We start from the raw sequence: 11982 nt of genomic DNA, 5'->3' as shown, positions 1-11982 counted from the left end.
GTAAGCGCTGCGCCACCCGGCAACAGGGCTAGCGGAAGTTCAGACTCTTATCGCCCGTCATGCTGTACAGCTCAAACTTACGCCCCAGCATCTGACCGCCGTCGCGGGTCAGCGGCGTCCAACCGACGGACGCCCGGCTGCGGGTTGGGCCGGAGGTGAAGAGATCCATCGGGATATTCACGTAAACGCCTTTGGTAAATTCCCCCTCCCCGTACTCATCCGCCGACACGTTGGTGATGGTGGCGTACGCGCCGACCACAATGCCGCTGTCGAAGTGTTTGGAAATATCCAGCGTGCCGCCTTTATCCCCCGCCAGATACTGGCCGACGCTGGCTTTCACCAGCACGTCTTGGGCAAACGACGGCGTCCAGTAGGCCGTCAGGTGGCCGGTTTTCACGCTGTAGTCGGTAAACTTCATCATATCCTGTGCGCTGCGCCAGTCGCGCTGTTTCACGTAGTTGGCGTTCAAGCCAAAGGCCCAGTTACTGTCCACCGGGCGATAGAGCACTTCCGCACCCGCACCGCCGTACATGGTTTCCAGATAGCCGCCGTAGACCTGCCCGTAGAAATCGTTGCCCAAATACTGGAAGTAGTTGGCCTGCAGGTTATTAACGTAAACATCGTTCTCAACGTATTCGCGGATGTGTGTACGCACGCGCGGTAGCGCCGAGTCGTTAGGCGGGTTGGTGTAGTTAAATTTGTCGTAGTTATTGGCGACATTGGCAAACAGGCTGCCGCTGGTCAGCAGGTGGTCGGTCACCCACCAGTCCGCGGTTCCCATCACGCCGACTTGGTACATATAGAAACTTTCCGGCCCGCCGATGGACTGGCTCAGCACCGGGTCGAGGTGGAAATCAAAGCGCGATTTGTCGATATACCAGCCCTGCTCGGTTTTCTCCGGCACAACCGGCGCCATGCGTTTTTGCACCAGCGGCGTTTCCTGGCCCAGTGGCTCGCCTTCCAGATGGCGTTTCAGACTGGCGACGTCGGTTTCGGTTGTTACTTCCGGCAAATTGAGGCGGGTTTCGGTCACGCGGATCGTGCGGATCCCATCGGGAAGATCGTTCATTACGATCCGGTTGGCACGTTCGATCCCCTCACGAGAATCCCGGTATTTCACCTGCTCACCGGTTACGTACAGCGTATCGCCTTTTACCTGCATATTCGGCGCGGCAAATCCGGCGTTGTACTTAAGCTGGGTCAGCTGATTCGCCACCACGGAGTGCTGGAGAATGGCATCCTGCGGCTGCGGACGGTAAGCCGGGCGCGCGTTGTCGTTATATGACGGGCGCAGGTCATTAAAGTTGGTACGTAGCGTAAAGCCAAACATCACGGTGTTGCCGCGCTCATAGCTCAGGTTGACGTCGGCCCAGTCGGTGACGCGATAAATGGCGCCGACGTTAAACTTGCTCTTTTGCTCAATCTTACCGGCAAAATCCTGCTGGTAATTATTGCCTTCATACTCCAGCTTGAGGCGCAGCGGCTGCCATGGCGTCTGGTATTCGACGCCGCCAAACCACGCCGCCGGGCCGTGGAACATCTGGCTGCCGTCGACGGAGCCCGCTTTGCGGTAGCTGTTATCGCGGTAGCAGTATTTATCACTGTATGAACAAAATGGGTTGGTGGCGTTACCGCTGGTGCCCAGATATCCCCAGCCTAAGCCGAGCGAGAAATCAAACGGCCCCCACGCCTTACTGGCAACCACATATTCTGAGTCGAACAGCCCGGTACCGCCGATGTCCCGCGCGCCCACGGCGACCTGCGGCAACCAGTAGCTCTCTTCCCACAGGCGTAGCTTCAGATCGAAGGCTTTATCTTTGTAGGTCTGCGAGCCGGAAAAGGACTCCACGCTGCTGTAGTTTTTGGTACGTACGTCGGTGTAGCGTAACGTGGTTTCAAGCCACGGGAACAGCTGTGCCGAAGCGGAGTAATAGCGATACTGATCGTTATTGCGATAGTTGGCGCTGAATTCGCCCTCACGCGCCATGCGAGCCGTCGGGGTTTGCATCAAACCTACGCCGCCGAAATCCGACTGTGACGGACCAATTGGCGCAGGATAGGTTTGCGCATGGCAGGCGATACTTACCGACAGGGCAAGCAGGCTATACAGACATTTTTTTTTCATTATTCAGGTCTCCGCTGCGACAGGGAGCGAAGAATGGCGGTATTTAGCGCCGCATACTTGTTCGTCCACAACGAGTCAGCAAAGCCGACAAAAAGGATGCTGCCGGGCATGGGTTCAATATGGCGTTTATTCCAATAGGCCACCGGCGCTTTCTGGGTGCGCCCATCCGGGTAGATAATCCAAGCGTAGCTACGGTCTGCGCCGCTAAGCAGGCTGATGTTATCCAGATATCCCGCGACGTCTTTTCCCGGTGTAAAGGCAATGCTTCCCGGTTTATCCACCAGCCCAAGGCGCGTGATCGTTGAAGGTTCGCGTCCCAGCCAGAGGGTGTAATGGCCCTGCAACGGTGGATTATTTTTGCTATGCACTCGCACGATATCCGGGTCTAGCGGCACCCGCAGACGCCCGGTGACCGGTATTGCCTGCAGTTGCTGACGCAGCGCATTGATGGCCGCCGCCGCGCTGCCGCCTTCCTCTGCCGCCAGTGCGCTGAGCTGCGCCAGCAGTGCTTGATGTTCATGCATGGCCTGCTCGGTGTCTTGTGGCGTTGTGATAACCGCGCCAGGCCACCAGCTCCCGGCAAGCCGCGGCTGTCCGACCAAATCGGCCAGCCGTTCCGCATTGGTTAAGGTGAGCGGTTTGGCCTCACCCACCTGATGGACTTCAACGATGCCCGCCGCCTGCGCAGCGGCTGAGAAAAGCGTAAAGGCAGCTGCGGCGATAAGCATTTTTTTCATGATTTTGCCGCCTTGATAAGCGTGGTATTCACCGGGAAAGTGCCCGCGCCAAGGTACTGCTGTGATTGACGGATCTGCCCTTCGCTGTCCACCCAATAGCGATTGCGCCAACTGGCCTCAGAGGTGGTGACTTCCTCCTCCAGCACACGGACTGCCGTACGGTTGTTGCCCATCGTCAACGTGTCGCTACCGTCCCAGCGGAAGGTCGATGTTGCCGTGGCGTAGCGTACCTGCTGGTGTTCGGTCCAGCCCATCGTTCGCGTCCAACGGGCTCCATCGGAAATCTGATTGGCGTGTGCCAAGGGGTCGTTTGCAAGATTATTAACCGTCAGCAGGTTGTCGCCCGTTAGCTGAGTTTTCACCAGACGCCCATGCTGAGTCACCAGCATCGCCCGGTCCTGGGTAAGCCATTTCTGTTGACCGTTTTCCGAGAACGCCAGCACGACAAAAATCTGTGGCCCGCCGTTAAGCTGCATGTATTGGCTGGCATACGGCATATTTTGGATATCGTCATCGGTGAGCTGTACGCCAGGCGAACCCCAGATGCTCTCCCAAAACGAGTGTCCCAGCCCTTTGGTACTGGGTGAACACGCCTGAAGCAGCAGGCAAAAAAGAGGGATAAAAAGTCGCTTCACGACGCGTCTCCAAGGGCGAAATAACCACACCGAAGTGTGGTTAGAATTAACGTACCTTTAATTACTGGGTACTGGTGGTCGTGCTGGTTGTGGTGGTCGTCCCGGTATTGGAACCATCACCGCCAGCCGCTGCCAGCGCCATACCAACAGCAGAACCTGCGGTGCTGGCGCTGGTGGCGGTTGAACTCCCGGCAGACACAGACGTTGCCGCAGCGCCAGCCGCTTCACCGGTTTCAATCGGTGCTGCGCTGGCGCTTGCCGCAGCAAACGCCGATATGGCAAAAATGCCATAGAGGATTTTCTTCATAAGTATTCCCTTCATTAGATGAATGGAGATATGCCTAAAAATATTCAGGCGTCATCGAGTATACACAACCAGATGAATGGAATTCGCGCGTGGGAAATAAGCCAATAGCTTTTAGGATAATAAGAAAAAGAGGTAGTGTGGAATACTCAATTCAATATAAAACAACAAGTTAAATTATAATCCAGGAATGGCAATATACGGTTAATCCGAAAAACGGTCACCGTGTTAGGAATATTTAGGATTATGCTCAATGGTAATATTATGCTGAATTTAGCGATAAGCAGAATTATCTGACAAAAAAATGCCGGCATTACGCCGGCATTGGGAAAAATATAACCTTACGCGCGCCAAGACTTATAACGGTTAATCAGACCGTTGGTCGAGCTATCGTGGCTGTCGATGGCTTTATCATCATTCAGCTCCGGCAGAATGCGGTTAGCCAGCTGTTTGCCCAGCTCTACGCCCCATTGGTCGAAGGTGAAGATGTTCAGGATAGCGCCCTGAGTGAAGATTTTGTGCTCATACAGCGCGATCAACGCACCCAGGCTGTAAGGCGTGATTTCACGCAGCAGGATAGAGTTGGTCGGACGGTTACCTTCGAACACTTTAAACGGCACCACGTAGTCTAGGGTCGCCGGATCTTTACCTTGGTCACGGTATTCCTGCTCAACCACTTCGCGAGATTTGCCGAATGCCAGCGCTTCGGTCTGCGCGAAGAAGTTAGACAGCAGCTTCGGATGGTGGTCGGTCAGCGGGTTGTGGGTGATGGCCGGGGCGATGAAATCGCACGGTACCACTTTGGTGCCTTGGTGGATCAGCTGATAGAACGCGTGCTGGCCGTTGGTACCCGGCTCGCCCCAGATGATTGGGCCAGTCTGGTGCGCCACTTTGTTGCCGTTACGGTCAACGTACTTACCGTTGGACTCCATGTTGCCCTGCTGGAAGTAAGCGGCAAAGCGGTGCATGTACTGATCGTACGGCAGAATCGCTTCAGTTTCGGTACCGTAAAAATTGTTGTACCAGATACCGATCAGCGCCAGCAGTACCGGCAGGTTTTTCTCAGCCGGGGTGGTGGAGAAGTGTTTGTCCATCGCATGGGCGCCGGACAGCAGCTGTTCGAAGTTGTCGAAACCGACGGACAGGATGATCGACAGGCCAATCGCCGACCACAGGGAGTAACGGCCACCAACCCAGTCCCAGAATTCAAACATGTTGGCGGTATCGATACCGAATTCAGCAACCGATTTACCGTTAGTCGACAGCGCAGCAAAGTGTTTCGCCACGTGTGCCTGGTCTACCGCGCTTGCCAGGAACCAGTCGCGCGCGCTATGGGCGTTGGTCATGGTTTCTTGGGTGGTGAACGTTTTGGAGGCCACGAGGAACAGCGTGGTTTCCGGGTTCAGCGTCTTGAGCGTTTCAGCGATATGGGTGCCATCGACGTTAGAAACGAAGTGCATATTCAGATGGTTTTTGTACGGACGCAGCGCCTCGGTCACCATGAATGGGCCAAGATCGGAGCCGCCGATACCGATGTTAACCACATCGGTAATCGCTTTGCCGGTGTAGCCTTTCCAACTGCCTGAAATGATGGCTTCTGAGAAGGATTTCATTTTCGCCAGAACCGCGTTCACTTCCGGCATCACATCTTTGCCATCAACCACGATAGGGGTATTGCTACGGTTACGCAGTGCGACGTGTAGTACGGCACGATCTTCGGTACGGTTGATCTTTTCGCCAGAGAACATGGACTTGATTGCGGCGCTCAGATCGGTCTCTTTGGCCAGATCCAAAAGCTTAGCCAGCGTCTCGTCGGTGATGCGGTTTTTAGAGAAATCGACCAGCATCTGATCGTCGAAGGTTGCGGAAAACTTAGCAAAACGGTCGCCATCTTTGGCGAACAGTTCGGCAATGGTAACGTCCTTCATTTCATCGAAGTGTTTCTGTAGTGCCTGCCACGCAGCAGTCTGCGTTGGATTGATGTTTTTCATTAGCAATACCCTTCTGATTTAAAAATCGTAACTGTCCTCGATTGTAGCGCCAGTCACAAAAAATTGTGATGGTTTTAATGTTATCCCCCCAGCGGATGACAAAATCGTGCATAAAGTAGACAAATATATCGTTTTTATAAGCTCTGTTACTGAGGGCCACGGCTGCATGAAAAATCCACATAACCCCAGCGTTGACAACCTACCCGCTAACCCTTTATTTATAAATGTACTACCTGCGCGTGCGCAGGCCAGAAGAGGCGCGTTGCCCAGGTAAACGGTGTTAGAGGAACCAGTCCTGAGAAAACATCTGAAGGGGAGCAACGCCGAGATGATTGAACAACCGGTTACGTTCATCATCGGCTACAGGGGCTGAATCCCCTGGGTTGTCACCAGAAACGTTCGCAGTCGCACGTTTCACAAGTGGTGGAGCACTTCTGGGTGAAATCGTAGTTGTTTACCGCTCTGCGCCCACCCGTCTTTCGCTCTTCCCTTGTGCCAAGGCTGAATAATTTGGACCGGCTTAAATAAGCCAGCCCTCCCCTGACACGAGGTTATTATGACAGCATTAGTAGTCGCCAAATTTGGCGGAACCAGCGTAGCCGATTTTGATGCTATGAACCGCAGCGCCGATGTGGTGCTCTCCGACGCCAGCGTGCGTGTTGTTGTGCTGTCTGCCTCCGCGGGTATCACCAACCTGCTGGTCGCCTTGGCTGAAGGGCTCGACGCTGCCGAACGCCAGACCAAGCTCGACGCGATTCGCGCCATCCAATATGCCGTGCTGGATCGTCTTTCCAACCCTACGGTTATCCGCGATGAAATCGAACGTCTGCTGGAAAATCTGGCAGCGCTGGCAGAAGCCGCGGCGGATGAAACCTCTACCGCCCTGACCGACGATCTGGTCAGCCACGGTGAACTGATGTCGACCCTGCTGTTTGTTGAAATTCTGCGTGAACGCCAGGTTCAGGCGCAGTGGTTCGACGTGCGTAAAGTCATGCGCACCAGCGACCGATTCGGCCGCGCTGAGCCGGACGTTGCCGCACTGGCAGAGCTGTCCACGCAACTGCTGGCACCGCGTCTTGAGGAAGGTCTGGTGATCACTCAGGGCTTTATCGGCAGCGAAAGCAAAGGTCGCACTACCACGCTTGGTCGTGGCGGCAGCGACTATACCGCAGCCCTGCTCGCCGAAGCGCTGCACGCTACTCGCGTTGATATCTGGACAGATGTTCCGGGCATCTACACCACCGATCCGCGCGTCGTACCTGCGGCAAAACGTATTGATGAGATTGCCTTCGAAGAGGCCGCTGAGCTTGCGACTTTCGGCGCGAAAGTCCTGCACCCGGCCACTCTGCTGCCCGCCGTGCGTAGCGATATCCCGGTGTTCGTCGGCTCCAGCAAAGATCCTAAAGCCGGCGGAACGCTGGTATGCAATGAAACCGCTAACCCGCCGCTGTTCCGTGCGCTGGCACTGCGCCGTAAACAAACGCTGTTAACGCTGCACAGCTTAAATATGCTGCATTCCCGCGGCTTCCTTGCGGAAGTGTTTGGCATTCTGGCGCGTCACAGTATCTCGGTGGATCTTATCACCACCTCCGAAGTCAGCGTCGCGCTGACCCTCGACACCACCGGCTCCACCTCCACCGGTGACACGCTGCTGACCCAGTCCCTACTAATGGAGCTGTCGGCGCTGTGTCGCGTAGAAGTGGAAGAGAATCTGGCACTGGTAGCGATTATCGGTAACGATCTGTCGAAAGCCTGCGGCGTCGGCAAAGAGGTGTTTGGCGTGCTGGAGCCGTTCAATATCCGCATGATCTGCTACGGCGCATCCAGCCATAACCTGTGCTTCCTGGTGCCGGGCGCTGAAGCCGAGCAGGTGGTGCAGAAACTTCATCATAATTTGTTTGAATAATATTCCACCACGCGATAAACAATAACTATAGCCGGGCTCGAACCCGGCTTTTTTATAACAACACAACACACCTGAATCGCAAGGAATACAACATGCTCGCCGTACTCACCCGGCTGTTCCCGCTATGGGCGCTGCTGCTCTCCGTTATTGCTTACTTCACGCCGACAACCTTCACCCCTATCGGCCCATTTGTCCCCTCGCTGCTGATGCTGATTATGTTTGGCATGGGCGTGCATCTGAAGGTGGACGATTTCAAACGCGTACTCTCACGTCCTGCGCCGGTGGCGGCGGGAATTTTCCTGCACTATCTGGTGATGCCGCTCGCGGCATGGCTGCTGGCGCTGGCGTTCCATATGCCACCGGAGCTTTCCACCGGGATGGTGCTGGTCGGTAGCGTAGCCAGCGGAACCGCGTCTAACGTCATGATCTATTTAGCGAAAGGCGATGTCGCTCTGTCGGTGACGATTTCATCGGTGTCAACGCTGGTCGGCGTGGTCGCCACGCCGCTGCTTACGCGTCTGTACGTGGATGCGCATATCCAAGTAGACGTGATGGGCATGTTGCTTAGCATCCTGCAAATTGTCGTGATCCCGATTGCTTTGGGCCTGGTGATTCATCACCTCTTCCCGCGCGTGGTGAAGGCCGTTGAGCCTTACCTGCCGGCATTCTCCATGGTGTGCATTCTGGCCATCATCAGCGCGGTGGTTGCGGGCTCTGCATCGCATATCGCCTCGGTTGGCTTTATGGTGATTATTGCGGTGATTTTGCATAACACGATTGGCCTGCTCGGCGGTTACTGGGGCGGACGCCTGTTTGGCTTTGATGAGTCGACCTGTCGCACGCTGGCGATCGAAGTCGGGATGCAGAACTCTGGACTGGCCGCCGCGCTGGGCAAAATCTACTTTGGACCGCTGGCGGCATTGCCAGGCGCGCTGTTCTCCGTCTGGCATAACCTGTCCGGCTCGCTGCTGGCGGGATACTGGTCAGGAAAACCGATTAAGAATAAAAAGGATCAATAACAATCGATTGTAGGCCAGATAAGCGCAGCGCCATCTGGCAGGCCCGCGCACGTTGCCGGATGGCGCCGCAAAAGCCTTATCCGGCCTACACAGCCTCTTCCCTTTGCCGTACACTGGGTGAACCATCCGATTGAGGGCACCCCTATGGCACTCCCCCGTATTACGCAAAAAGAGATGACCGAGCGCGAACAGCGCGAGCTGAAAACGCTGCTCGACCGCGCGCGCATTGCGCATGGCCGCCTGCTGACCAACGCAGAAACCAACAGCGTGAAAAAGGAGTACATCGATAAACTGATGGTAGAACGCGAGGCAGAAGCGAAAAAGGCCCGCCAGTTGAAGAAAAAGCAGGCCTATAAACCCGATACCGAAAGCTCATTTTCGTGGTCAGCGAATACGCCGACGCGCGGCAGACGTTAACGCCCTTTCTTTTTACGCCCCGGTGATACAAAACGTTTACCGTTTGACGCCGGGCGCGCTGGTTTTTCGCTGGTTTTTTCCATCTTCACCACCGGCCGTTTAATGCCCGCAGTTTTCGGCTTGGCCTTCGTCTTTGGTTTGGCTTCCGACGATGAACCCTCAATCAATTTAAACAGATCGATAAGTTCGTCATCGGTCAGATCACGCCATTCGCCCAGCGGGATGCCGCTCAAGCTGACATTCATGATGCGCGTACGTTCAAGCTTTGTGACCTCAAAACCGAAGTGTTCACACATGCGGCGAATCTGACGGTTCAGGCCTTGCACAAGGGTGATACGGAAGACAAACGGCGCCTCTTTCTTCACCTTGCACTTCTTGGTTACCGTCCCCAAAATGGGCACGCCGGCGCTCATTCCGCGAATAAAGTCATCGGTTACCGGTTTATCAACCGTCACCAGATACTCTTTTTCATGATCGTTGCCAGCGCGCAGGATTTTGTTCACCAGATCGCCGTGGTTGGTCAGGAATATCAGCCCCTGCGAGTCTTTGTCCAGACGCCCAATCGGGAAGATGCGTTTGCTGTGGTTAACGAAATCAACGATGTTGTCGCGCTCGCCATCTTCGGTGGTGCTGACAATGCCGACAGGTTTGTTTAGCGCAATCAGCACTAAATCGTCCGCTTCCCGCGGCTCAATCAACTGACCGTTAACCTTCACAACGTCGCCTGGCTTCACCTGATCGCCAATCGTGGCGCGCTTGCCGTTAAGGAACACATTGCCTTGTTCGATATAGCGATCGGCCTCGCGGCGCGAGCAAATTCCGCTTTCGCTGATGTATTTATTTAATCGGGTTGATGAGTCGGGCAGCATAAATTCTCCTGTAAAAGCGAAATATACCTCACCTTGATGCTGTGGAAAAAGGGTCCGCTTTAAATCATTGCCAATATCCCCCCATTCTTGCACAAACGTGCAAGGTTGCCTGCTTCCTCTCTCTGCAAAAGAGGCTTGAACTCGCTATAGGATGGCGATATACCAGATCGAGAATCTCTTTTTATGTTTTGCACATATGTGCAGGAGTCCAACGCCACGATGGAAAACAGTGACGATATCCGCCTGATCGTAAAAATAGCCCAGCTTTATTACGAGCAGGATATGACACAGGCGCAGATAGCGCAGACTTTGGGCATCTATCGCACCACCATCAGCCGCCTGTTAAAACGTGGGCGCGCGTTGGGCATCGTGAGCATTGCTATCAACTATGACTACAACGACAGCCTATGGCTCGAACAGCAGCTCAAGTTGAAATTTAACCTGAAAGAAGCCGTCGTGGCGCCGCAGGAGAGCGACGTCGGGCTGTATGGCGCCCAGCTCGTGGAAAGGTTGTTATCGCCCGGCATGGTGATAGGGTTTGGCTGGGGACGCGGCGTCAGCGCGCTGGTTGAGCAACTGTCGCAGTCCAGCCAGCCCCACCAGCTCGTGTGCGTGCCGGTGGTGGGTGGACCTGCGGGCAAATTGCCAAGCCGCTTTCACGTCAACACTCTCACCTACAGCGCTGCCAGCCGATTAAGGGCAGATTCTCATCTTGCTGATTTTCCTGCGCTTTTAGATAACACCGTTCTTCGCAACGGCATTATGCAATCGCAACACTTCAAAAACATCGCAGGATATTGGCAACGGCTGGACATGGCGCTCGTAGGCATTGGCTCTCCGGCCATTCGCCACGCCGCAAACTGGCAGGCTTTCTATGGCAATGAGCAAAGCGACGAACTGATTGCCCGCAGGGTGGCCGGCGATATCTGCTCACGCTTCTTCGATAGTGCAGGGTTACCCGTTCACACAGCCATGCAGGAAAAGACCCTATCGATTGAGCTGGCAACTCTACGCCAGGCCCGTTACACCATTGGCATCGCCTACGGCGAAGACAAATACGCGGCCCTGCTCGGCGCACTGCGCGGCAAATACATCAACGGCTTGGTGACCGACCGGGCTACCGCCGAATTTTTAGTGCAATAACACATTACGAGGGCATGACCATGATCAACCGCGATACCCAGCTGTGCATGTCGCTTGCCGGACGCCCCGGCAACTTCGGTACCCGTTTTCATAACTATCTGTATGAAAAGTTAGGGCTGAATTTTATCTATAAAGCGTTTACCACTCAGGATATTGAGGCGGCGGTAAAAGGCGTTCGCGCGCTTGGCATTCGTGGCTGCGCGGTCTCGATGCCGTTTAAAGAAAGCTGTATGGCATTTCTTGATGCTATCGATCCGTCTGCCAACGCTATCGATTCCGTGAACACTATCGTCAACGATGACGGCAAATTAACCGGGTTCAACACCGATTACATTGCGGTACAAAGCCTAATTGCCAGCCATCAGTTGGAGAAATCTGCTCGCGTGATGATTCGCGGTAGCGGCGGCATGGGAAAAGCCGTTATTGCTGCGTTCCGCGATGCCGGTTTTCACGATGTGATTATTGCCGCGCGTAATGAAGCAAACGGCCGCGCGCTGGCAAGCCAGTATGGTTTCCGCTGGCAGCCACAGCCAGAAGCGGACGACATCGATATTCTGGTCAACGTGACACCCGTCGGCATGGCCGGAGGCCAGGAAAGCGGAGCGTTGGCTTACAGCGAAGCGATGGTGACACGCGCTAGCGTGGTGTTCGACGTGGTGGCGCTGCCGCCGGACACGCCGGTCATTCAGCTTGCGCAGCGCCTGGGGAAAAAGACCATTAGTGGTGCAGAAGTGATTGCGCTGCAGGCGGTGGAACAGTTTGTGATGTACACCGGCGTGCGGCCGGATGAGGCGCTCATTGCCGAGGCGGCGGCGTTTGCCCGAGCAGGGTAATAC

At 55.1% G+C, this 11982-nt stretch carries 11 protein-coding genes and 1 riboswitch; of the genes, 5 read left to right on the top strand and 6 right to left on the bottom strand.

Annotated elements, in window-relative coordinates:
- Nucleotides 1-28: 28 nt before the first annotated feature.
- The 5 genes from AB4K05_RS22565 to pgi form a co-directional block, all read right to left on the bottom strand.
- Complete coding sequence (locus AB4K05_RS22565) at nucleotides 29-2125, bottom strand: YjbH domain-containing protein (protein ID WP_368481941.1); 2097 nt, start codon at nucleotides 2123-2125, stop codon at nucleotides 29-31.
- Entirely contained in the window at nucleotides 2125-2862 is a 738-nt protein-coding gene (locus AB4K05_RS22560) for a capsule biosynthesis GfcC D2 domain-containing protein (RefSeq protein ID WP_368481940.1), read from the bottom strand. The genes AB4K05_RS22565 and AB4K05_RS22560 overlap by 1 nt, the downstream gene beginning before the upstream one ends.
- A complete protein-coding gene (locus tag AB4K05_RS22555) occupies nucleotides 2859-3497 on the bottom strand; it encodes a YjbF family lipoprotein (RefSeq protein WP_368481939.1) in 639 nt (212 codons plus the stop codon). The genes AB4K05_RS22560 and AB4K05_RS22555 overlap by 4 nt, the downstream gene beginning before the upstream one ends.
- A 61-nt stretch (nucleotides 3498-3558) precedes the next feature.
- Nucleotides 3559-3804 carry an exopolysaccharide production protein YjbE gene (gene yjbE / locus AB4K05_RS22550; protein WP_368481938.1) on the bottom strand — a complete coding sequence of 82 codons (246 nt, stop codon included), beginning with the start codon at nucleotides 3802-3804 and terminating at the stop codon, nucleotides 3559-3561.
- Between the two features lie 338 nt (nucleotides 3805-4142).
- A complete protein-coding gene (gene pgi / locus AB4K05_RS22545) occupies nucleotides 4143-5792 on the bottom strand; it encodes a glucose-6-phosphate isomerase (RefSeq protein WP_368481937.1) in 1650 nt (549 codons plus the stop codon).
- Nucleotides 5793-6036: 244 nt separating this feature from the next.
- A riboswitch (Lysine riboswitch) is annotated at nucleotides 6037-6234 on the top strand.
- 114 nt (nucleotides 6235-6348) lie between these two features.
- On the opposite strand from pgi, the gene lysC reads away from it, so the two are divergent.
- The 3 genes from lysC to AB4K05_RS22530 all read left to right on the top strand — a co-directional run bounded on the left by lysC (nucleotide 6349) and on the right by AB4K05_RS22530 (nucleotide 9134).
- Nucleotides 6349-7698, top strand: a complete 1350-nt coding sequence (gene lysC / locus AB4K05_RS22540; RefSeq protein WP_368481936.1) for a lysine-sensitive aspartokinase 3 — start codon at nucleotides 6349-6351, stop codon at nucleotides 7696-7698.
- A 92-nt stretch (nucleotides 7699-7790) separates the two neighbouring features.
- Entirely contained in the window at nucleotides 7791-8717 is a 927-nt protein-coding gene (panS, locus tag AB4K05_RS22535; protein WP_368481935.1) for a ketopantoate/pantoate/pantothenate transporter PanS, read from the top strand.
- A gap of 144 nt (nucleotides 8718-8861) precedes the next feature.
- Nucleotides 8862-9134, top strand: a complete 273-nt coding sequence (locus AB4K05_RS22530; RefSeq protein ID WP_052281808.1) for a DUF3811 domain-containing protein — start codon at nucleotides 8862-8864, stop codon at nucleotides 9132-9134.
- Here AB4K05_RS22530 and rluF read toward each other — a convergent pair.
- A complete protein-coding gene (gene rluF, locus AB4K05_RS22525) occupies nucleotides 9131-10003 on the bottom strand; it encodes a 23S rRNA pseudouridine(2604) synthase RluF (protein ID WP_368481934.1) in 873 nt (290 codons plus the stop codon). The genes AB4K05_RS22530 and rluF overlap by 4 nt on opposite strands.
- 219 nt (nucleotides 10004-10222) lie before the next feature.
- Between rluF and AB4K05_RS22520 the strand changes: the two genes are divergently transcribed.
- On the top strand, nucleotides 10223-11146 hold the full coding sequence (locus AB4K05_RS22520; RefSeq protein ID WP_368481933.1) for a sugar-binding transcriptional regulator: 924 nt from the start codon (nucleotides 10223-10225) through the stop codon (nucleotides 11144-11146).
- A gap of 20 nt (nucleotides 11147-11166) precedes the next feature.
- On the top strand, nucleotides 11167-11979 hold the full coding sequence (locus AB4K05_RS22515; protein ID WP_368481932.1) for a shikimate 5-dehydrogenase: 813 nt from the start codon (nucleotides 11167-11169) through the stop codon (nucleotides 11977-11979).
- The last annotated feature ends 3 nt before the right edge of the window (nucleotides 11980-11982 follow it).

The organism is Kluyvera sp. STS39-E (assembly GCF_040932435.1).
GTDB lineage: Bacteria > Pseudomonadota > Gammaproteobacteria > Enterobacterales > Enterobacteriaceae > Kluyvera.
The sequence above is the reverse complement of the archived record's forward strand: the minus strand, read 5'-3'. Positions and strand labels throughout refer to the sequence as shown.